At 37.5% G+C, this 23443-nt stretch carries 19 protein-coding genes; 10 read left to right on the top strand and 9 right to left on the bottom strand.

The window, feature by feature from the left end; all coding sequences use genetic code 11:
* The first annotated feature begins 91 nt into the window (after window positions 1–91).
* Window positions 92–946 (top strand): VOC family protein, encoded by an 855-nt coding sequence (locus BM327_RS09910; protein WP_090248997.1) that lies wholly within the window; start codon window positions 92–94, stop codon window positions 944–946.
* 73 nt (window positions 947–1019) lie between these two features.
* Here the strand turns inward: BM327_RS09910 and BM327_RS09905 are convergent, their stop codons facing one another.
* Complete coding sequence (locus tag BM327_RS09905) at window positions 1020–2936, bottom strand: M1 family metallopeptidase (protein ID WP_090249863.1); 1917 nt, start codon at window positions 2934–2936, stop codon at window positions 1020–1022.
* Between the two features lie 195 nt (window positions 2937–3131).
* Between BM327_RS09905 and BM327_RS09900 the strand changes: the two genes are divergently transcribed.
* From BM327_RS09900 to BM327_RS09890, 3 genes are all read left to right on the top strand, one after another.
* Window positions 3132–4670: a peptide MFS transporter gene (locus BM327_RS09900; RefSeq protein ID WP_244526210.1), complete on the top strand. Its 1539-nt coding sequence runs from the start codon at window positions 3132–3134 to the stop codon at window positions 4668–4670.
* A gap of 11 nt (window positions 4671–4681) precedes the next feature.
* A complete protein-coding gene (locus tag BM327_RS09895; protein WP_090248994.1) occupies window positions 4682–6826 on the top strand; it encodes a peptide MFS transporter in 2145 nt (714 codons plus the stop codon).
* A 147-nt stretch (window positions 6827–6973) separates the two neighbouring features.
* The gene (locus BM327_RS09890) at window positions 6974–9046 is read left to right on the top strand and encodes a LamG-like jellyroll fold domain-containing protein (protein ID WP_090248992.1); all 2073 of its coding nucleotides are present in this window, start codon (window positions 6974–6976) and stop codon (window positions 9044–9046) included.
* A 72-nt stretch (window positions 9047–9118) separates the two neighbouring features.
* On the opposite strand, the gene BM327_RS09885 is transcribed toward BM327_RS09890, so the two are convergent.
* Both BM327_RS09885 and BM327_RS09880 read right to left on the bottom strand, forming a co-directional pair.
* Window positions 9119–9754, bottom strand: coding sequence for a MarC family NAAT transporter (locus BM327_RS09885; protein ID WP_090248989.1), 636 nt, complete (start codon window positions 9752–9754; stop codon window positions 9119–9121).
* Between the two features lie 148 nt (window positions 9755–9902).
* Complete coding sequence (locus BM327_RS09880) at window positions 9903–10910, bottom strand: amidohydrolase family protein (protein WP_211664733.1); 1008 nt, start codon at window positions 10908–10910, stop codon at window positions 9903–9905.
* 215 nt (window positions 10911–11125) lie between these two features.
* On the opposite strand from BM327_RS09880, the gene BM327_RS09875 reads away from it, so the two are divergent.
* Complete coding sequence (locus BM327_RS09875; RefSeq protein ID WP_090248986.1) at window positions 11126–12475, top strand: APC family permease; 1350 nt, start codon at window positions 11126–11128, stop codon at window positions 12473–12475.
* A gap of 12 nt (window positions 12476–12487) precedes the next feature.
* A complete protein-coding gene (locus tag BM327_RS09870; RefSeq protein WP_090248984.1) occupies window positions 12488–13279 on the top strand; it encodes a hypothetical protein in 792 nt (263 codons plus the stop codon).
* A gap of 312 nt (window positions 13280–13591) precedes the next feature.
* On the opposite strand, the gene BM327_RS09865 is transcribed toward BM327_RS09870, so the two are convergent.
* The 6 genes from BM327_RS09865 to paaE all read right to left on the bottom strand — a co-directional run bounded on the left by BM327_RS09865 (window position 13592) and on the right by paaE (window position 20152).
* Complete coding sequence (locus BM327_RS09865; RefSeq protein ID WP_090248982.1) at window positions 13592–15259, bottom strand: hypothetical protein; 1668 nt, start codon at window positions 15257–15259, stop codon at window positions 13592–13594.
* 22 nt (window positions 15260–15281) lie between these two features.
* Window positions 15282–15956 (bottom strand): hypothetical protein, encoded by a 675-nt coding sequence (locus BM327_RS09860; protein ID WP_090248980.1) that lies wholly within the window; start codon window positions 15954–15956, stop codon window positions 15282–15284.
* 175 nt (window positions 15957–16131) lie between these two features.
* Window positions 16132–17178 carry an AI-2E family transporter gene (locus BM327_RS09855; RefSeq protein ID WP_090248978.1) on the bottom strand — a complete coding sequence of 349 codons (1047 nt, stop codon included), beginning with the start codon at window positions 17176–17178 and terminating at the stop codon, window positions 16132–16134.
* Between the two features lie 134 nt (window positions 17179–17312).
* Entirely contained in the window at window positions 17313–17993 is a 681-nt protein-coding gene (locus tag BM327_RS09850; RefSeq protein ID WP_090248976.1) for an SDR family NAD(P)-dependent oxidoreductase, read from the bottom strand.
* Complete coding sequence (locus tag BM327_RS09845) at window positions 17986–19059, bottom strand: 2Fe-2S iron-sulfur cluster-binding protein (protein WP_090248974.1); 1074 nt, start codon at window positions 19057–19059, stop codon at window positions 17986–17988. The genes BM327_RS09850 and BM327_RS09845 overlap by 8 nt, the downstream gene beginning before the upstream one ends.
* A gap of 16 nt (window positions 19060–19075) precedes the next feature.
* Window positions 19076–20152, bottom strand: a complete 1077-nt coding sequence (paaE, locus tag BM327_RS09840) for a 1,2-phenylacetyl-CoA epoxidase subunit PaaE (protein ID WP_090248972.1) — start codon at window positions 20150–20152, stop codon at window positions 19076–19078.
* A gap of 660 nt (window positions 20153–20812) precedes the next feature.
* Here paaE and paaA point away from each other — a divergent pair.
* Genes paaA through paaD form a run of 4 tightly spaced genes read left to right on the top strand, consistent with a single transcriptional unit; the run spans window position 20813 to window position 23329 of the window.
* Window positions 20813–21760, top strand: coding sequence for a 1,2-phenylacetyl-CoA epoxidase subunit PaaA (gene paaA / locus BM327_RS09835; RefSeq protein ID WP_090248970.1), 948 nt, complete (start codon window positions 20813–20815; stop codon window positions 21758–21760).
* 11 nt (window positions 21761–21771) lie between these two features.
* The gene (paaB, locus tag BM327_RS09830; protein WP_090248968.1) at window positions 21772–22059 is read left to right on the top strand and encodes a 1,2-phenylacetyl-CoA epoxidase subunit PaaB; all 288 of its coding nucleotides are present in this window, start codon (window positions 21772–21774) and stop codon (window positions 22057–22059) included.
* Window positions 22060–22071: 12 nt separating this feature from the next.
* Entirely contained in the window at window positions 22072–22830 is a 759-nt protein-coding gene (paaC, locus tag BM327_RS09825; RefSeq protein ID WP_090248966.1) for a 1,2-phenylacetyl-CoA epoxidase subunit PaaC, read from the top strand.
* A gap of 10 nt (window positions 22831–22840) precedes the next feature.
* A complete protein-coding gene (gene paaD / locus BM327_RS09820) occupies window positions 22841–23329 on the top strand; it encodes a 1,2-phenylacetyl-CoA epoxidase subunit PaaD (RefSeq protein ID WP_090248964.1) in 489 nt (162 codons plus the stop codon).
* Window positions 23330–23443: the final 114 nt, after the last annotated feature.

Raw genomic sequence — 23443 nt, 5'->3', positions numbered from 1 at the left:
CTAGATTTTTCTTTTAAATATTGTGCGGAAAACTTATCTTGTAAGACCTTCTTTCCTGTTGAAGGAAAGGTGACCCTTAAAGCATAAAGCAATGAAAAAGCACATTAGTACTTGTATTTGGCTAGATAATTCAGCCTCTGAGGCAGCGAGTTTCTACGCACAGGTTTTACATAATGTGCAAATTTTAAGTGAGAGTCCTTTTCTAACAGGCATAGATATAGATGGAACACGCGTGACGTTAATGAATGGCGGACCAAGCTACAGACCATCACCGGCTGTGTCTTTTTACTATTTAATTGAGGAGGAAAAAGACTTTAACCAAGTTTACACTGCATTGATGCAAGAAGGTAAAGTTTACCTCCCTTTAGATCAGTATCCTTGGGCAGAGAAATACGCGTGGGTAGAAGACAAGTTTGGTGTTTCTTGGCAATTGGCCTTGGGAGAAATTAGTTTGGTCAACCAACGGGTAAGTCCTTTTCTCACCTTTACAGGAGCTAATTTTGGTAGAGGTGAAGAAGCCTTAAGTTTATACGCCGAATTATTTAGCGATTACCAATCTGGAGGTGTCTTAAAATACCCCGAAGCAATGGGGGCTGATTACAGTGGAAAAATACAACATACCCAATTTTCCATTAACGGTACAGTCCTTATGTTATCCGAAAATCCGCAACAGCATACTTGGCAGTTTACAGAGGGGAATTCCTTTATGCTATTGTGCGATAGTCAAGAAGAGATTGATTCCTTTTGGTCAAAATTAAGTGAAGGAGGAGAAGAAGGAAGATGCGGTTGGCTCAAAGATAAGTTTGGAATTTCTTGGCAAATTATACCTTCGGTACTGGGAAGTTTAATGCAAGACCAAAGCAGAATAGAGGCCGTCAGCAAAGCATTTATGGCCATGAAAAAAATTGACATAGAAACTTTAACACTAGCAGGTGTGGAAGTTTAAAACATAAAAAAGCGCCCAACCAAGGCGCTTTTTTTGTAGTTAATTTTGAAAACAATACCAAGATCAATGTAGATTATATATCCAACATTTCTCTTAGGGTTGTAGCGGATACGGCGTGGTAATTATCTTTCGCTTTTTCAAAAATTTCTAAAGCAAACTCTTTATTTAACCCTTCGTGTTTACCAGCTATTAAAGCCTCGTACAAAGGTTCTAAAAACTTTCTTCTTCCTACTTTCATTAAGAAAGCTTCCAATTCATCTTTTACAGGCATGTATCCTGTTTTTATAGCCAATCCATACCATTCCTCTGCAATCTCGGCATTCCCCCAATGGGTAAATTCACAATGGGCATCTAATTTTGCCATCAAATTGGTATCAATGTCTTGCCCATCAAGGGTTCTTAAAAAGGCTAACCACTCTTGCATCACATAAGTGTCGCGTTGTAAGCTTTTCAATTGTTTTGTGTTCCCTTCAGCGATGGCTTTAGCATTCTCTTCTGCTAATTCAAATCGGTTAGAACTAATTTCTTTGCAGTTCGCAGGTAATCCATTTTCATAGATCCACTCCTCAGTATTGAACTTTATTCCAGCCGGAGTAAGTAGTTCTTTGTTCAAATAAGAAATAAACTCTTCTGTTGTTAAAGTTTGAAACTTGTGTGTTTCAAAGTACTTGTTTAAGAAAATGTCAAAGGCTTCTCTTCCTACCGTGTCTTCTAGCGTTTTTAAGAAAAAGGCACCCTTTACGTAAGCAATGTCTGTCATTCCATCATCAGGTCTGCGTTTGTCTAAGTCTAATTTCAAACGAGAATCTTCTGGATGTTCACTTGCTGCCATTTTGGCCAAAGTATGTTTCAATTCTTGGAATTCAACCAATGCAAGCATATCAGCAATTTCTTTTCCGTAAATAGATTCCATAATTCTATTCTCGAAATAAACGGTAAATCCTTCGTTTAACCAGAAATCATCCCAAGTGGCGTTGGTTACAAGGTTACCAGACCAGCTGTGTGCTAATTCGTGGGCAATTACAGAGGTAGAACTTCTGTCTCCAGCTATCAATGTAGGATTAGCAAAAGTCAAACGTGGATTTTCCATTCCTCCAAAAGGGAAGGAGTAAGGTAAAACCAATACGTCATATACTTCCCATTGATACTTACCATACAAATTCTCTGCAGCCTCTATCATCTTTGGTAAATCCGCAAATTCATATTTAACAACTTCTATTAAACTCGGCTCTGAGTAAACACCACAATTTTCACCTAAAGATGCATACGCTATATCACCAACGGCTAAAGCTATCAAGTAGCATGGAATAGCTTGATCCATTTCAAAATGATACTTTCCTTCTGCATTCTTTTCTGTGGGATTCGTCGCACTCATTAAGGCTATTAAATCTTTAGGAACAGTTAAGTCAGCACTGTAAGTAATTCTATTTGCGGGTGTATCTTGCAAGGGGATCCAGGTTCTAGTTAATATGGCCTGACCTTGTGTATACAAGAAAGGATGAACTTTACCTTCTGTCATAGAAGGAGCTAACCAATCCAAAGCATTGGAAGCTTCTGTTGTTTTGTAGTAAATATTAATGTGTGTAGTAGTATCTGTAATTTGAACCGCCAAAGGAGCTCCTTGCTCTCCTTTTTCTTCTCCTATAATATAATCAGTTTCAACTTCATTGGTTTTACCAATAGTTACGCGTTGAATATCTAAACCAGAAACATCGAAAATAGCTGTATCTGTACCCATATTTAGCATGGTATGACGCGCTACCCCAAAAATTATCTTGTCGTTAAAGTCAACCTCTAAATCTAAATGCAGGTGTTGAGTTTTAATTTCCTTGATGTTGGCGTAAGAGTGAGCATCCCCATTTTCTTTGGCCTGTACTTCCAACTTTTGCTGGGGTTGTACTTCCTCCTTTTGTTCAGGTAAAATACCTGTGCAGGCAAAGGTTAAAAGGCTTAATGTGAGTAGGGTGAAAAGATTCTTAATCAACGTCATATTCTCGGAAAATTTGTGCAAAAATAAGAACTTAATTTTAGCCATGAAACAAAACCTTGCACTTAGTTGAGGGGTGAAAATGAATGGTATATTTCCGATTTAATCGGTAGTTTCGCCGAATCCCCCAGTAAAAATGCCCTAAATCACAATTTTTGATTATTTTCACGACCCTAATAAAACTAGAAATTCATGAGTATGGAAGGAAAAGTTACCAAAGAATGGATGGGACATCCTATAGGGTTGTTCATCTTGTTCTTTACTGAAATGTGGGAGAGATTTTCTTACTACGGAATGCGTGCAATTCTTGTATTGTATTTAGTATCAACAACTGGAGGAGATAATCCTGGTTTAGGATGGAGTAATTCAGACGCCTTGGCGTTGTATGGTTGGTACACCATGTTAGTGTATGTAATGTCTATTCCTGGAGGTATCATTGCAGATAAGGTAATTGGTCAAAAACGTTCCGTTTTAGTGGGTGGTTTAATCCTTTGTGCTGGTCACGGGATTTTAGCTATTGAACAAATGTGGGCTTTCTATACAGGTTTGTTATTAATCATCTTTGGTGTTGGTATGTTAAAACCAAACATTTCTACTATGGTAGGAGGATTGTACCAACAGGGTGATGTGAGAAGAGACAAAGGATTTACTATTTTCTATATAGGGATTAACCTAGGTGCCTTGTTGTCGAGTTTAATTGTTGGTTACGTGGGTGAAACAATTGGATGGCACTACGGTTTTGGTTTAGCTGGAATCGGAATGTTATTAGGTCAAGTTATTTATATGGCAGGACAAAAACACTTAGCACAAGTTGGTAACCTAGTTAAAGAGGATAAAACATCTTCAAGTGAAGAAACAGAGGACGCTTCTAATTTATTAAAAACGATGGTAAAACATCCTTGGATGCTAATACTTGCAGCTATTTCAGTACCTGCTGGAATATTCGTTGGAATGCAGGTGAACTCTACTTTAGGTTTCTTCTTAGCGGTTTTACTTTTCTTATTTGCTTTTTTCGGAGCAATGTTCAAGGACTTAACAAAGATACAGAAGGACAGAGTTATGGTTATTTTCATCTCTTTCCTAATCGTGGTAGTATTCTGGGGTGCATTTGAGCAAGCAGGAGGATTGATGAATATTTATACCATGGAAAAAACAAATAGAGTCTTGTTTGGATTTGAAATTCCTGCTTCTGTTTTCCAATCTGTAAATGCTTTGTTTATTATCATTTTTGGTACGCTGGTAGCATCATTTTGGGCGAAAAGAAAATTGAAGTCAAAAGAGAGCTCTTCTTTATTTAAGATGGCTGTTGGTACTATTATTATGGGTGCAGGATTTTTATTCATGACGGGTGCTACAGCTCAGTATGAAGCTACAGGTTCTTCTGCTATGTATTGGTTAATATTCGCGTATTTGTTCCATACAATTGGTGAATTATGTGCCTCACCAGTGGCTTTGTCATTTATTACAAAATTAGCACCTGTGAAATATGCATCTATCATGATGGGTACTTATTTCGCGATGACAGGTTTCGGAAACAAATTGGCTGGGTTCTTAGGTGAGTCAGCATCTGACTTGGGTGAGTATACCATCTTTACAGGAATAGCAGTTTTCTGTGCTATTTTCGGTTTCTTAATCATTGCACTTAAAAAGAGATTAAAGCAACTTACTCATGGTGCTGAAGATGATGAAGTAGAAATGCATTCTTTCGATGAAGAGGTTTTAGATAACAACATTTAATTATAAATACAATGTCAACAGAAAAATCAACAATTTTTGATTCTAAAGTACTAGGGCACCCGTCGGGACTGTTTGTACTTTTCTTTACAGAAATGTGGGAGCGTTTTTCATTCTACGGAATGCGAGTGCTTTTAATCAACTTCTTAACCATGGCTGCCATAGGGTATAACCCAGGTTGGGAATGGACGGCTGAGAATGCTGGTGCCTTGTTCGGTACTTATGCCATGTTGTTATATGTAACACCTATTATTGGGGGGATTATAGCGGATAAAGTAACAGGGTATAGAGTAGCGGTTGTAATTGGTGCTATTATCATGACTTTAGGTCATGCTGCCATGGCCTTTGAAACTGAGTTCTCACTTTATTTAGGATTGGCCTTATTGGTAATTGGTACAGGATTCTTTAAACCAACCATGACATCTATCATTTCTGAAATGTACAAAGATGTACCTGAGAAAAAAGACGGTGCATATACCATTTTCTACATGGGAGTAAACGCAGGGGCATTCTTTGGTATGTTGTTATGTGGTTACATCGCAGAAAAAGTGGGTTGGTCTTACGGTTTCGGTTTAGCAGGTGTATTTATGTTATTGGGTACTTTGCAATTCTGGTTATCTAAGCCCTTGTTTGGAGAAATTGGTGGTAAACCAAAAAAATCTACAGATGCAGATTTAGCACATGCTCCTGTAGAAACAGAAGTTATAGATGATACAGCTGCAGTTGCTGGTGGTGAGGATGATGTAGAAGATAAGCCAAATCCATTTACACTTTTAGATAAAGTATTAACGGTTATTAGTGTTATAATTGGTATTGGTTATGCGTTGAACGACCCGATGTCAAAAATTGCAGGTATAGATTTATTCTCTTGGTGTAGAGTGGGAGATTTAGACGGACAATACGTAGCTGTGTTGTTTGGTTTAGCTGCCTTCTTGATTTTAGTAGGATCGCGTATTGCACGTTATTCTAGAATTGTAAGGGATAGAATGATAGCTTTTATCATTTTTGCCTTCTTTACGGTATTCTTCTGGATGTCGTTTGAACAAGGTGCATCTTCTTTGATTATTGTAGCCAGAGATTACATCCAACGTGAGTTAATCGGTGGTGCAGCATTAACCTTTAACGTTGTAAATGCTATTTTAACTTTAGTTCCATTAGGTATCATTACCTATGTTTTGTTCTTATTAGCGAAGAAAACAGGAAAGAAAATTTTAGGATCTAACTTGGTGTTAATCGTATGTTTTGCTGGAGTTTGGGCTGTAGTAGGTTGGATGTTAATCAGAGATTTCAATACTGTTGCACACGAAGTTACGTATAAAGCAGAGCAAATTGCAGTAATGGATGAGGAAACGAATACCCAAAAGAAAGATGATAAGGGTGAGTTAGTTTTCGAATACAAAACCATTACGGATCAAACGGATGTAACAGCAATTACTAACCCTATTGTTGAGAAAACGACAGTAATTGGTATTGCGAATAAAACAATTCCTGCAGGACAAGAATTACACATGATTACGGAAAGTAATGATGGATCTACTTTCGCTTACATAGGTGATGAAAGATTAGCTGAAGCAATTAAGAGAGGTGAAGAGTTAGGTGTGAACAATGGAGTGATTACAACTACAGTTGCTGAAGTAAAAGAAGACTGGGTACGTATTCCTGCTTCTTGGTTCTCTATCTTAAACTCTTTCTTCATTATTGCATTCGCATCTATTATTTCTAAATGGTGGGATTCTAAATACAACCCATCAGCTTCTATGAAGTACGGTTTAGGATTAATCATTATGGCCATAGGTTTTGGATTACTAGCTTGGGGATCTTACGGAATCACAGATGGAGTAAAAATCTCTATGGTTTGGTTGATCTTTGCTTACCTTTTCCACACACTTGGAGAGCTTTGTTTATCTCCAGTAGGTTTATCTTACGTGAGTAAACTAGTTCCTGCTAGAATGATAGCCTTCATGTTCGGTATGTGGTATTTAGCCATCGCTATCGGAAACAAATTAGCAGCGGTAGCGGGTGGACAGATTGAAAACATTAAGGAGGAGTATTCTTTATCTACGTTCTTCTTAATCTTTACAATTATTCCTATCGTAGCAGGTATCTTGGTTATCTTATCAGGAAGATTATTGAAAAAATTAATGCACGGTGTAAAGTAATTATACTGTTCTTAAGAATATTAAAGGATGTGTTGACTTTTCAACGCATCCTTTTTTTATGTCGTAAAATTTGACGCACTCCACGGGTATTAGCCTCCTCATTTCCATTAAATTTCGTAGTTTTGTCCCCTATTAAAAGACTTTACTTTGAAATATACATTTTTCATTTTTAGCTTACTTATTTCTTCCATAACCATCGCGCAGGGGAGTGGAAACGCATTAAACTTTGACGGAGCAACCACGGGTATTTCTTTAGGTGACCAAGTGGCTACCGGAGTAAGAACCATAGAAGCTTGGTTTAAGTTAGATAATGCAGTGGATAATACTTTAGGTACGGGCTTGTGTATAGCAGGACGTAGTGCTAGTAATCCTTTAACAGGTACAGATCAATTTCATTTAGGGTTTGAAACCAATGCTATTTCACCAGGAAATGGAGGAAAGATCAGTTTTTCGAGAAGAGTTGGTTTAAATAATTTTGTGATTTATTCAGATTTGGATACATGGCCTGCAAATACTTGGATACATGTTGCTGCGGTTTTAGATGCTACAGATGGTATGAAAATGTACATCAACGGAATCCAACAAGCAGATACGGATGCCTCTACTGATGCAATAAGCGCTGGAGCTACAGGAGACAATGCTACTATAGGACAGTGGGGAATTATGAACGTGAGATATTTCGACGGTGACATAGATGAAGTTCGATTCTGGGACGATGCCCGTACGGAAAACGAAATTAGAAGTAACATGTGTAAAAAGTTATTAGGAAATGAGCCTGGGTTAAGGGCTTACTATAACTTAGACAACGTTACTGGAACCAACGCACCAGACGAAAGTACAAATACCTATGATGGAACTTTGAGTGGTTTTGGACCAACGCCTTCAATTTTATCTGGTGCTCCGTTGGGAGATGGATCTACTTATGCGTATGCGCCGAGTTTGGCAGGAACAACCCTAAATTATGTGGTAACTGCAGGTGATGTGTTTGAAGTATCTAATATCAATTCTACCACTTCTTTTGGTGTACATATTTACCGCGTAAATCAATTGCCAAATAACCTTACGAACATTAATAATCCTGTTGGAAATTATTACGGAGTTTTCTTAACGGGTGTAGATGGTACCTTTGATATTAATTACAACATTCAAGATTATGGTTGTACTTCTTGTTTTGCATTAAACGAGCGCAACGATAATGCAAGTGGCCCATGGACAACTTTGGTTGGTGCCCCTATGAGTTGTAGTTTTCAATTTGCCAATGAGAGTTCTGTGGGTGATACCTACAGAGCCGAATATATTTTAGATCAAGCTCCTTTTGTTTTTGATTTAGGAAATGATACTTCCGTTTGTACCTCTCCTTTAACTATCGGACAAAGTTTTGCAGGCGCAACGTATATGTGGCAAGATGGAGCAACAACGCCTTTTTATGATGTAACACTTTCTGGTACCTATTGGGTGGATGTAGATGTTCAAGGTTGTACAGGTTCGGATACCATCAATGTTCAGGTGGTAGATTTGGATTTTGATTTAGGAATGGATACTACCTTATGTGGTGGAAATGGAACCTTCGGTTTGACTACAGGTTTATCAAACAACTACAATCACCTTTGGCAAGATGGAAGTACCAACAATAGTTTTATTGTAAGCTCAACAGGTGAATATAATGTAACGGTAACCGATGGCAATTGTACTAATCAAGACACAATATTAGTTGAAATTATAGATCAACCAGAGATTAATTTGGGAACTACGCAAATTGCATGCGACGGTGAACAAGTTACTTTATCCAATTTGAGTGTTTCGAGCATAGATACATATATTTGGTCTACTGGTAGTAACGCCTCAAGTATTACACTGGATGAATCTGGTATGTATGGTGTATTCGTGGAAAACGAATGTGGAACAGCCGTTGATAGCGTGTTGGTTTTATTTGAGAACTGTGATTGTAATATCTATATTCCAAATACTTTTACTCCTGATGGTAATGCCGCAAACGACTTGTTTAAGGTAGAGGGAGATTGTAAGTTTATGACTTATGAGTTAAACATCTTTAACCGAACAGGAACACTTATTTTTACTTCTAATGATATCAACGATACGTGGGATGGAACCTACAATGGAAAGTTAGTATCGGATGGAGTATACGTGTATAAAATAAAGTACACTACAGAAAAGGTATACAGCGAGTATATACTCGGACATATAAACATTTTGAAATAAAAAAAAGGCTGATTCGAATAGAGTCAGCCTTTTTTCTTTGATATATTTTTCCGTGAAGTGGCATTAAACATCCTAGCTTTGTGTCCATGCAGGAAATAGATTACTCACTGCAGAAATGATGTATTCTATACCTATAGCTATCACGATAAATCCAATAATTCTCGACAGCGCGTTGATTCCTGATGCTCCGAGAATTTTCACAATATATTGAGAGCTTTTCAAGATCACGAAGATGAGAAGACAGGCACTCAACATGGCGGCTATGAGTATGAATATATCCATCATTTTTTCATGTTCCTGATTTAGGGTAATCAATAAGGAAATGGTTCCCGGACCAGCTAACATAGGTATGGCCAGGGGTGTTAAGGCAATATCCGATCTTGAACGTATATCCTTGTCCACTTTCGTAGAGGTCATTCCTTTATGCTCTTTAAATTTTCCTGTCAACAAAGCAAAGCCAGAACTTGTAATGATCAAACCACCAGCAATTTTTAAGGCGTTGATGCTGATTCCAAAAAACTGAAGTATGTACTGTCCTACAAAGTAAGAAAGTAAGAGTACAATCAAAACATTAATAGAAGTCCATACCGCAACTCTGTTCTTTTCTTTCAGGTCATGGTCGGCAGTTAAACTCACAAATACGGGTACAGTACTTAGCGGGTTCATGATGGAGAACATCGCTCCAAGTGAGATTAAGAATAGTTCCATTTTTTTGCCGCAAAGCTATATCGCCATTAAGGATGAATAGGTAGCCAAATGGTTATGCTATGGTTAAAACTAAATCAATCTAATGTGAGCTTTAGTTTAAGAAATGTGCATAAAAAAGGGTGAACAAATTGCTCATTCTATCTTCTTGTTACAAGAACATCTCCTTTTTCAAATCTAACCACTCTAAAGTAGAGTTGCAGAAAATATCTTCAATAACATTTTGTGGTAAATCACTATCCGTTATAAATTTTCCAATTTCTAAATCACCCAATGGGAAAGGGTAGTCAGAACCTAAACTCACTCGTTTGCTGCCTTGCATGTTCAAGATGTATTTCAAAGCATCTATATCGTGTGTAATACAATCTACCCACATTTTACCGATGTATTCTCTTGGGTTCTTTTTGTTGTCAATGGCAACCAAGTCTGGTCTACAATTAAAACCGTGCTCAATTCTACCCATCGTGAATAAGAACTCACCACCTGCGTGAGATAAACACACTCTTAAATTAGGTAGCCTTTCCAATACACCTCCAAAAATCAAAGAACAAGCAGCTCTAGAAGTTTCAGCTGGCATTCCTACCAACCAAGGTAACCAATACTTGCGCATGCTATCAAAGCCCATCATTTGCCAAGGGTGAACCATAACTGCTAAGCCCAAACGTTCACACGCTTCGAAAATAGGGAAGAACTGCTCCTCGTTTAAGTTCATGTCATTGATGTTAGATCCAATTTGTATCCCCACCAATCCAATTTTCTTAATACGCTCTAATTCTTGAACAGCCAATTCTGTATCCTGCATAGGAACCGTTCCTAAACCAATGTAGTTTTTAGGGTACTTCGCTACCAAGTTCGCTATGTGATCGTTTAAGAATTCTGACAACTCTAAACAATCCTTTGGCTTGGCCCAGTAAGAGAACATTACCGGAATCGTACATACTACCTGTACCTGTGTATCGAAAGTTTTGTATTCCTGAATTCTAACTTCTTCGTTCCAGCAGTTTTCTTTAATGGTTCTAAAATATTGCCCACCTTGCATCATATCCGCAACTCCTTCTTCCTTGTGATCAAGGTAAATGAAATCACCGTATCCAAATTTCTTTGTCCAATCTGGCAAATGTTTAGGAATGATGTGCGTGTGCATATCTATTTTTAGCATAAGTCTCTATTTAGTTTAAGAATGTGTTTTTTTTGACCCAGCGAAAATAAGAAATTCACACTCGGCGAACAAATACTTTTCATAAAGCCAAGGTTAAGCTTTGTTACTTCCTTGTAATCCAGTGCCTACCGTTTTCCTTTATTGTGTGTAAAACTTAACAGAGATATTTTTCAGTTTTGTGCTGAGCATTTTCCGAATTGAGTACTTTTAAAGGGATGGCAAAATTGAAACAAAATTCAGCAAAGAAGATTAGTGTTTTCGGACTCACCATGGTGGTTGTTGGAGCATGTATAGGTTCTGGAATTTTTCTTTCTCCGCAAAGTGTTGCGAATTATATAGGGGAGGAAAACCACATTCTTTGGGCTTGGTTGATAGGTGGAGGTGTGGCCTTTTGTGGAGCCTTGACGTATAGTGAATTGGTTGGTTTATTTCCAAAGGCCGGTGGGATTTATGTATTCTTAAAAGAAACCTACGGAAAACGCATGGCTTTTCTTTATGGATGGATCGTCCTGAGCGTTATAACTTCAGGATCTATTGCCGCTTTGGTAATCGCTAGTTCTTCTTACCTCAATACTTTATTAGGATCTCCCTTTTCGCAACAAGAGGTAATAATCATTGCTTTACTTATGATCGCCTTCAATACCCTTATTCACGTAAGAGGAATTAAACTGGGCGAGATTTTTATCAATATTCTGTCTGTTCTTAAAATTGTGGGAATTTTTCTACTAATTGCGGCAGGACTCTATTTCATAAACAGAGAGGCTGGAGAAATTGCCCCAACACCAGAAGTCGCTAAAAGCAGCTCTGATTTATGGATAGGAGTAGCCCTTTCTATGATACCAGTAATGTGGTCTTTCGGTGGCTTTCAGCACGCGTCTTTCCTTGCTGCCGACGCAAAGAATCCAAAGAAATCTGTCCCTTTGTCCATGCTCATAGGAGTTGCTTTTGTTACCCTGTGCTATTGGCTGTGTAATTATACCTACATCCAAGTTTTGGGTGTGGAGGGCCTGATGTCTAGCACAAAGCCAGCTGTAGATACCATGAATCTCATTCTTGATCAGGGTGGTACTTTGGTGAGTTTACTCATCGTGATTTCAACCTTTGGATCAGCGTTTATTTTTACCATGTCCGCTCCTCGTATTTATTATGCTATGTCTAAGGACCAAGTATTCTTTAAATGGACAGCAAAACGACACAAAAAGTACGATACGCCGGCAAATGCAATTATGGTTCAATCTTTCTGGAGTGCCGTCCTACTCGTATTCTGGGGAAGCTTTGAAAACCTCATCAATTACGTAACCTTTATAGAATGGATATTCTTGCTTTTGGCAGGCTTGGGCGTTTTCTATTTTAGAAGAGTAAAAGATAAAAAGGACTATAGTTTTAGAATACCCTTAGGACCAATTATCCCTGCCGTTTTTGCCCTTGTGGTTATTGGTTTTTTGGTCGCTGTGTTGTCAGACGGAAACAAACCTGCACTCTACGGGTGTATTTTATTGGCGGTAGGCTTGTTGGTTTATGAAATTTTCAAACGCAAGAACCGCTCTGAAATTTCGAATAAATAGTATACTTGTAGCATGAAAAAGAATACAATACTCGGATTAATTTTTTCAGCCATTTTAATGGGATGTACGACAGAAAGTACTACAGATACCCCATCAATAACACCGGAAACACCAGTTTTTGAATTAAGCATAGAAGAACGTGCACAACGCTTTATGGAAAATCAATTGGGAATTAATGCCGCAGAGGAGTATAAGTTTTTTTCCTATGATGCCCATGTAAATACAGATACTTTGATGGATAAAGTGTTTGTACTCCAACGCGAAAAGTACGCTTTTGAGAAAGTGGAAAAAGTGGGTAGTATGAAGAATTTTCAGGATATGGAATACAACAGTCCAGAAAACTACCTTTTCCTTTATGATGCTGCAAGAGATGAATTTGTGGCTACACCGGGTATAGGGGCAAATATCACACAACCGCTAGAAGTTTCTTTCCATAAAATACTCTCGCCGGCCAAACAAGATATCATTGTAGATTATCGCGTGGTAAATGGTCTTTATCGCTCTATTTACGCCTATGCAGACCAGCAATTGTTAAAGGTGTTAAGTTTCCCATTAATTGCAGATTTGGGCGATGAAAACGAGGCGGCTTATGTACCCGTTTATCAGAAGGGAAGTGCATCGATTGCCCAAGATATATGGTTGTACAAGGCTGAAATGAACTACGATATAGACAGCTTAAAGGCCAATCCAAACTTTCTCCCAGAAAGAAAACAAAGCGAAAAATTGTACTTGCGTTTTATTTTCGATCCCAAACGCTTTAAATATGTAACACCAGGTTACGAGCAAGAAGAGGATAGGAAGTAGGCTGCCCTCGCCAATAGATTTATAAAAGCTTTAAAACTGAATGGGCTATCCAGCTATTCGTTATAGTTTACTTGGGGACTCCTAAGCGCAACTAAAATTCGTGTATACTTCCGGTGGTCGTATCCACCAATTAAGTTTTGCTAAGCTTCCCTCAAGTAAAGTTGCCACTGCTATCTGGGGCAGAAAAAATCCAACATCAATGTGCTTTAAATGTTGATGAAGCTTCTTAAATATCATGTTAATCTGTGATTTTGTAATACAAAAAAAGGAGTGACGATGAATCACTCCTTTCTAAATATTAAGTATGCTATATTATCCTTTCAGATACGCACATTCTTTTTGAGTCAATGGTCTACTTAAATCAATGTCTTTTCCGTCTACCAAACGCGATCCAAAATCGAAGTTGTCTAAAGAACCTGTTAAGAAGACTAGTTTAAATTGGTAAATAGTATATAAGGTATATTTTTTACCTTTTTCTAAAACTGCCGTTGAAGTTTCAAGTTCACCTTGTTTCATATAACCTAATAATTTCTCACTTCCTGGAACGAAAAATTTACCTTCCTCTACAGCATAAACAGGGATTGAAGGTCTACTTAACCTATTCGGGGTATCCGGACAATAAGTAGATAGTTTAATTTTAAATTTCTCAATATCGTAAACACACCATGATTCTGGTAGGTCTACAGTTATATTTTTTCCATAATCGGCTTCTCCCCATATGACGTCTGTAGTGTCACTTTTTCTATTCCACTTATAAAATAAATTCCAATGCCAAGGTCCAGAAGTTTTTCCTGTTTTAATTTTCATCGGTGAATCGAATGAAAATCTAGCCACTTCTTTATAACCCCAGGGAAAGTAATGTCCAGACATACCGTACCAAAAACTAATTTCAATATTTGTTGTATTTAAAAAGTAATCTTGACAGTTAGCAGTAAAAGTTACATTGTTAAAAGATAAGTTTCCAGGTTCTTTTTCACCCTCTGCAACTTGCCATGTAGATAAGTGCGACATAGGAAAAGTAACTTCAAGTAATCCAGTTGAGGTGTTATAGCTAACCGTTTCCGTACTTTCTAATGTCCATTCAGAATTCTCTTCGTCGTAGCTATAAATGCCTAAGTTATCTCCAGCTACTATATCCGTTCCGTCCATTTTTTGACTTCCAGAAGGGATGCTCATCGTCATTTGAATTGGGGTATCGAAGTTTTTCACCTCTTTAGTTCCCGCAAACATATCCAAAGATATAGCTCCTATGGTATTAAATCTTACGTATCCTCCACTAGAAATAGGAGCGCGGGTTAAATCACCTGGTAAAGAAGTAAATGTGCTTTTTCCGTTTGGGTCAAAGTAAGCAAGTTCAACATCTACATTACCCGTTACGCCAATTCCATTCTTATCCATAAGTTTTGTACCTGCCAAAATATTTACTTCGGCTGTTGTACCTGAGTTAGATAATCCTGGTGAAAGGGTGTAATTTGCATTCAATTCTCCTGCTGAACTAACACCTGAAAGAACATCTGTTGTCAGACGTACATCTTGCGGTGCATTGCTCGTGCTTATCATTGGAATTGTAATACTTTTAAGCCCCTCATCAAAAAGTACTATATCCGTGCTAGATGGTAAGTACCCATTCGCCGTGGCATGTAGTGTAAATTCAACAATGTTACTCTCACTTGGTGTAAGATATCCAGGAATCGCCAAAGATAATAGCCCGTATTCAGAGCCGAAGTTTTTGTTTCCAAAATTGTCAGTTACATCTTCTGCATTTTGTCCACCTAAACGTATTTGAATATCTTCGTTTCCATTCATGTCCAATTTTTCACCTGTTACGGCATCAACAAATTGGAAAGTTACATTGGTTCTAGAATCTGTTATATTAAATATTTCTACAACACCATCGGTAACATCAATTTTCTTACAAGCTCCCAAGATCAAAGCTGGTATTGCAAGTAGGGTAATTCCCTTAATTATATTCTTTTTCATTTTTTATTTAGCTTAGATTGACTTATTGTTTTTTCAAGAAGAAATTCAACTGGAAATTTGCGTACGGATAGAATTGTAAACTTGATATGTTGTTTTCAATAATCGCCGTATTACTTTCATTCGCTGTTGGAGCAATTCTACCTTCACCTGTCATAGTAACCTGAGGTTTACCGTGGTACATAGCACCAAACTCAAAGGCATAACTCACCCATTTTGCTTTTCCTGCATTTCCTAAAATAATTCCTAAGTAAGGGTTTACGGGTAATCCTGGATTAATTTCTATACCCAAAACCCCTAGATTTTCATCATACTTAGGGAGGTAATAGGTATTTACAGCGCTAACTTTTGTTAAGGTGTAAATGGCTCCTGTAGCTATCTTTATACCTGTACGTTTAGCAAAAGGTGAATAGGTAGCAACCAATGCGCCACCTCCAGTTGAAAATTTGTAGTCAGAAGTTACATCTGCACCACCTGATTTTCCTGTAAATGTCATTCCTAATTCAGGTAAGTAGGTTCCAGAGGCTCTTAATTCTATCCTCTTAGATAAAGGATAAGTAAATTGTAAACCGGCACCCAAACTTCCCACTTGCAGACCTACAGAGGGTCTTGGCGAAAAACTAGTAGCTGTTTCTTCTTGCGCCAAATGCGTAAAGCTTAAGCATAGAAGTCCAGTTAATAGCAGTAATCTTTTCTTCATAAATAATATTGTGTAAACAAGTAAACTAAGTACTTCTTAGTTATGCGAGCGCAAAGAAAATTAGTTTAATTAATCCACGCAATAAAAATTGATGAAATCATTAAATAAAGGGGAGAATGAGAAGAATTGACTACGACTGGTTAAGGGGATTTCCCCTAGAAAAGTAGTTTGCCTTTTATTCTTTGTCTTGCATTAATATTTTCCAAGGTCTTAATTCGCTGTAATGATTGGTAATTACCTTTAATATTGCAAGGATAGGTAGGGTTAAAATCATACCTATTATTCCAGTTAAAGCTCCCATGATTACAAGACCAATAATGACAACCAAAGGGTTGATGTTAATGCTGTTCCCAACTACTTTTGGGGTAATTATATTTCCTTCCAAAAATTGAACAACGGCATAAACGGCTACAACGCCAACTGTGTACCATATGCTGTCTTTGGTGGCCAAAGCAATAATGATGGGAATCAAAGCGCTTAGGATAACTCCCACAAAAGGAATTAAGGTTAAAATACCGCTGATTAAACCGATAATAAATGCGTGCTTTATTCCTAAGAAAAATAATCCTATTCCCGTTAAGCTACTGATGATAAGTATGAGTAGAGCCAAACCTTTGAGGTATTGCTGCAATACCTTTTGCATATCCTTGATTAAATCTTGTGGATTATTGATGTTTGTTCCCTTTAAATATTCTAAGGTGAAATCGCCTATGTTTCCTCTGTACATGAGCATGAAAAACAAGTACACTGGAAAGGTTACTAAAAAGATAAAGGCGTCTTTTAAACTTGTTGCGGCTTGTTCTCCCATTTGGAAAATCATGTTTTTCACGCCCTCCAAACTACTGTATACCATGTTTTTGTATTCACCTAGTCTACTGTCCATTTCAGCATCAAAGCTGTCTTTAGAATTTAAAAATTCAAGTTGGTTTACTTTTTTGACCAAGTCTAAATCGGTAATAATGTCTGTGCTTTTAACGCTGATTAAAGTGACTACGCCCAACAAAAATGTAAAGGCCAGCAAGACAGATATTAAAGAAGATAAGGCTCTAGGCATATGCCACTTCTCAAAAGTGTTAGCCAAAGGCGTAAGTAGAGTAGCTATGAATCCTGAAAGTAATATGGGCATTACTATATCACCTCCGTAGATTAACAAAAGACAAATAATCAATCCAATGAATAATGATTTTGCGGATCTATCTAACTTAGAATTCTTCTTAACCATACATGTAGAGTTTGTTGGTTTAAAGGTATACAAAATGTAGAAAGAGGTGAGGGCTTTATAAAAAGTTAATGTGAAGTATAAAAAAAGCGATACTTGTTGGAGTATCGCTTTTTAATATTTTTAATTGCGCCTTATCAGGGTGTTGACATAGAAACCGGAAGAATTTTCCCCTTGTAATATTCGTTTCCTGTTAACGAAAACTCAACGATGTATTTCGCCATTTTAGCAGCACTAATCGGAGCTTCATAACCAGGGAAAGCTTGCGCTAACATTTCTGTTTGCACAGCGCCTAAACATAAACAGTTCATGTCTATGTTTGTGTCTTTATATTCTTCTGCAAATAATTCTGTAAAACTTACTAATGCAGCTTTTGAAGTAGAATAAGCAGAAAGTCCAGCAAACTTCACACTTCCTTGAATTCCACCAACAGATGAAATGTTTAATATATGCGCAGTACCATCACCTACGTGTTCTACAAAGGCTTGAGTAGCTGCCATGATTCCAACGATGTTGGTTTGGTAGCTCGTAGAAATATCTGCTTGAGATAATTCTAAAAAGGGCTTATTTACTAAAGTACCTGCATTGTTGATGAGTACATCCAGACTTTTGTAATTCTTCAGGATGGCAGACAATTCTTCGCGTACGTTTTGACTGTTTAAGTCAAAACTAAAAGCATCTACATTCTTCATTCCTTCTAAAGAACTTACGTTTCTAGAAAGAGCAATTACATTATGGTCTGTATGTTCAGAAATGAACTTAACCGCTTCATAGCCGATTCCTCTACTACAACCTAATACTACTATGTTTTTAGTCATCGTATGTAACTATTAATTCTTCAGAATTCGGGTGAGATTGACACGTTAAAATGTAACCTTCAGCAATTTCTTCGTCCGTTAACGTGTAGTTCATATCCATGTGGGCAGAACCTTTCAATACTTTTGCTTTACAGGTACTACATACACCACCTCTACAAGAATAAGGAGCATCCACACCTTCACTTTCTAATTCAGACAACAAAGTGTCTCCGTCAGATTTCATCGTGAAATGAGTTTCCTCATCATCTAAGATTACAGTAACCTTACTTTCCCCTTTAAAATCAGCATGCACTTCTGTTTCATGTGTTTTCAAAAGGGTAGGAGTCGTAAATAACTCGTAATGTAATTTGTCTTCGCTCACGCCAAAAACTTTCAAAGCTTCAAGTGCATCAGCTATCATTTCTTCCGGACCACAGAAGTAGAAACCATCTGCTTTTAAAACGTCTAGGTTTTCTTTAATAAAAGCAGTTACCGACGCTTTATTAATTCTACCTTTTAAGTATCCTTCTTTCACTTCTTGAGTAAGGAAGTAATGTGTCTTTACATGCTTGCTTAAAGCGTCTATATCTTTTTTGAAAATAATATCCGCCTCTGTTTTATTCGCATATAACAATTCCATTTTTCCTTCTATCCCTGCGATGTGTTTTGCAAAAGATAAAATTGGTGTAATACCACTTCCGGCAGCAAAGGCAACAATATTCTTGTTTTCTTGAGCTATCCTAAAACTTCCTTCTGCCTTAGAGATCCAAAGGTGATCTCCCACCTTAACCTCATTGTTCATGTATTTAGAAACTGTACCCGAGGTCACTTCCTTAATACCAATGGCTAATTCTTCGCCTCTTCCACTACAAATAGAGTAAGATCTTCTGTATTCCTTCCCGTCAATTTCAACAGCAATGTTAATGTGTTGTCCGGGATAAACTACAAATTTATCTTTGGCATCTAAACTTAGAACCACCTTAACAGTATCCTTCGTTTCTCTAACAAGGTCTATAATTTCTGCGTACAGAAAACCTCTTTTCTTTGGTTTAATGTCTTTTTTGAAAAGACTTTTGAATAATCCCATAATTTTTTGTCGTCTATTAATCGTCGAATGATACTACTAACTTCTCACTGGTTGGGTGAGACTGACAAGTTAAGATGTAACCCGCTTCAACTTCGTCTTTTTCCAAAGCGTAATTCACATCCATTACTGCTTCACCTTCAATGATTTTAGCCTTACAAGTACAACAAACCCCACCTTTACATGCGAAAGGTAAATCCGCTCCAGCTTTTTGTGCAGCATCCAAAATGTTATCTCCTGTAGAATCTAAAGCAATGTCTATTTGGTCTCCATCTAAAATGATGTGAACCATAGAAGATACATTTGGCTCGTTTGCCGTAGCCTTCACCGGTGCTTGATTCATAGCCATTCCTGGCGTTGTAAATAATTCGTAGTGAACTTTGTCAGAAGGAACATTCAATGCTTTCATGGCATCTTTCACGCCTAAAATCATTTGCTCTGGTCCACAGATAAACACCTCGTCTAAATCTGTATCTTTTAAGAAAGCGTTGTACAAGTTAATACACTTGTCTTGATCTATTCTTCCTTTTTGTAATTTATTACCTAAGCTTTCTCTACTTAAAACATGTACAATTCTAAAGTTGTTCATGTATACGTTTTTCAAAGCTTCTAATTCTTCTCTAAAAATGATGCTGTGGAAACCTTTGTTACCGTAAAATAAAGTAACATCACTGTTAGGTTCTGCTTTTAAAATGGTTTTAGCTATAGCTAAAATGGGTGTAATTCCACTTCCTGCAGCAAACAACGCATATGATTTTTGGTGATCAGCATCCGGCTCTAGTTTAAAGTGACCCGTAGGCGTCATTACTTGTAACTCGTCTCCCGCTTTTAAAACTTTGTTGGCAAATCCAGAGAATTTCCCTTCAGGAACTTCCTTAATAGCAACTCTTAATTCTCCATCTAATGGACTCGTACAAATAGAGTAAGACCTTCTTAAATCTTCTCCATCAATAGTTGTTCTTAAAGTAAGGTACTGACCAGCCTTGTAATTGTAGTCTTCTTTTAATTCGCTAGGTACTTCAAATGCCACAGATACAGCATCTTCCGTCTCACGTCTAACTTCGCTTATTTTTAAAGTATGAAATTTTGGAGTCATATGTTTTGCTTAATAACTGCACAAAAATAAACAGATTAACGACTTTAGCCTAGTAATAAAGAGTTCAATCCCTTCCTTCTTGTCATAGACGTAAATTCTATTTTGCTTACTAAAAAGTATTAGAAGGCTTGATTATCAGTTCAAGCGGTCGTTTAATCGACCTCTAGGCAAAGAAGATAACCCACTGTTTAATTGATATTTATCATAGTTTATTCTTCCTTTTTTGAGAATTATCATTCCTTTAAAGCAGGGTGAAATATTGCGCTTTAAGAGCGAGGATTTTAGTTGAAAAAATTAGATTGATAATGATCAATACTTGCTAAAAAAGGTCATGATTTTTGTCAACAAACCATCCTTTCATGTACTGTGAAAAAAAGAAGAAGTTGCTAAGATTCTTAGTAGCCAATTATTCTATTTGTGACTGATATTTAGTGTGTTTTTGAGGAAATGGAACTGCAAAGTCTCTAAATTCTAAGCATTGATTTTTTTAAAGAAATACCAAACAAAAGTGAAGTAGTTTTGTTATGCTCGTGAAGGATGCGAGCTTTAGGCCCCAAAGTGCCACAAAAAGCACCATAATTTTTGTATCTTTGTGGACCGCTATTTTGATAAAACCGTTCGATCAAAACACGTTTTTTGAGAGAATCAAAGAAAATAAGCATGAAAGAAATTAACATAGAAGAATTAGAGAAACGATTTCAGGAGAAGATAGACGCTGACATCAGAATCGAACCAAAAGATTGGATGCCAGATGCCTACAGAAAAACCTTGATTCGTCAAATATCTCAACACGCACACTCGGAAATCGTTGGAATGTTGCCAGAAGGGAACTGGATTACCAGAGCACCGAATTTGAGAAGAAAAGCTGTTTTGTTGGCCAAAGTGCAAGATGAAGCAGGTCACGGACTTTACCTTTATTCTGCAGCTGAAACTTTAGGAGCAGATAGAGAAGAGACCATAGATGATTTACACTCAGGAAAAGCGAAATATTCAAGCATCTTTAACTACCCAACTTTAACATGGGCAGATATGGGAACTATTGGATGGTTGGTTGATGGTGCTGCCATTATGAACCAAGTTCCTTTATGTAGATGTTCTTACGGACCATACGCCAGAGCAATGGTGAGAGTATGTAAGGAAGAATCTTTCCACCAAAGACAAGGTTTCGAAATCGTTACCAAATTGGCACAAGGAACTCCAGAGCAAAAAGCAATGGCGCAAGATTCTTTAAATAGATTCTGGTGGCCAGCTCTAATGATGTTCGGACCAAGTGATGCAGATTCGCAGCACTCTGAGCAATCTATGAAATGGAAAATTAAGCGTAATTCTAATGACGAGTTAAGACAAATGTTTGTGGATGTAACGGTTCCTCAAGCGGAGTTGGTTGGACTTACGATTCCAGATCCAGATTTAAAGTGGAATGAGGAGAAAGGTAGTTATGATTTCGGAGAAATTAACTGGGACGAGTTCTGGCAAGTAGTTTCTGGTAACGGAATTTGTAACAAAGAACGTGTTGAAGCAAGAAGAAAAGCAAAAGAAAACGGAAGTTGGGTAAGAGAAGCTGCCAATGCGTATGCTGCCAAAAAAGCTCAACGTAAAGCATCTTAAAAAGAATTTACATGACAAAAAAAGAATGGCCTTTATACGAGGTTTTTATAAGAAGTAAACAAGGGTTAAGCCACAAACACGTGGGAAGTTTACGTGCAGCTGACGAAACTATGGCTGTAGAAAATGCAAGAGACGTTTACACAAGAAGATCAGAAGGTGTGAGTATTTGGGTTGTAGAATCTAAAAACATCTTTGCTTCAGATCCTTCAGAAGCGGATAGCTTATTTGAACCAGCGGATAGCAAAGTTTACCGTCACCCAACTTTTTACGATGTACCAGATGGTATTTCGCACATGTAAACGATTTTTAGCATGACAAAAGAAGAAGCATTATTTAAATATACACTTCGTTTGGGAGATGATGCATTAATTGTTTCTCAACGATTATCAGAGTGGTGTGGTCATGGTCCTATATTAGAAGAAGACATCGCGTTAACAAACATCGCTTTGGATTTAGTAGGACAGGCAACGGTACTTTTAGAATACGCCGCTAAGGTTGAAGGTAAAGATAGATCAGCAGATGATTTAGCTTACTTGAGATACGAAAGAGATTACACCAACTTATTGTTGTGTGAACAACCTAATGGTGATTTCGGAGCAACCATTGTTCGTCAATTTTTGTTCTCTGCTTACCAACAGTTCATGTATGCAGCTTTAACGAAAAGCTCAGATGAGCAATTGGCAGCTATCGCCGAGAAGTCTTTGAAAGAAGTAAAATACCACGTGAAGCACAGTGCGGAATGGGTAATTCGTTTGGGAGATGGAACAGAAGAATCGCACCAAAGAGTTCAAGCATCCTTGAATGATTTATGGAGGTTCTCACAAGAAATTTTCTTTGAAGATGAAGTAAATCAAACTTTAATTGAAGCGGGTATTATAACAAGCCTAGAAGATCTTAGAGCAGATTGGGAAGGATTGGTAAAACGTGTCGTTGAAGAAGCAACTTTAACTTTGCCAGAAACAAAATGGCAATTAGATGGAGGAAGAAAAGGATTGCACTCAGAGCACCTTGGATATCTCTTAGCAGAAATGCAATACATGCAAAGAGCTTATCCAGGAATGGAGTGGTAATATTTGCACTATGACAATTACGAAAGAATATATTTGGGAACTTCTGGAACACGTAAGTGATCCGGAAGTTCCTGTTTTAACCATTGTCGATTTAGGCGTGGTAAGAGGTGTTGAAGTGAAGGGAGAGGAAGTTTCTGTGACCATCACACCTACCTACTCTGGCTGTCCGGCCATGCAAGTAATCGAAGAAGATATTCGAGAAACTTTAAAGAATGAAGGCTTAGAGAAGGTTACCGTTCAAACGGTATTGTCACCTGCATGGACCACAGACTGGTTAACAGAAAACGGTAGAAGAAAACTAAAAGAGTACGGTATAGCACCTCCACAAGATGAGGTAGATAAATCGGTGTTGTTTTCAGACCCTGTTGTAGTTCCCTGTCCAAAGTGTGATTCCAAAAATACCAAAATGGTCAGTCAGTTTGGATCAACAGCATGTAAAGCACATTATCAGTGTTTAGATTGTCAAGAACCTTTCGATTATTTCAAATGTTTGAGATAAAGGTTTATTAGAATATGTAAGAGCTCAGTAGAGCTCTTTTTTTTGGTCTAAACTTTTACAAAAAAGTGTTTTTTAAAGAGGATTTAATAAAAAATAAATTTCGTTGAACTCCTG

Origin of the sequence: Lishizhenia tianjinensis (assembly GCF_900116425.1) — a bacterium.
GTDB lineage: Bacteria > Bacteroidota > Bacteroidia > Flavobacteriales_D > Crocinitomicaceae > Lishizhenia > Lishizhenia tianjinensis.
This window is presented reverse-complemented; position numbering and strand designations above follow the sequence as displayed.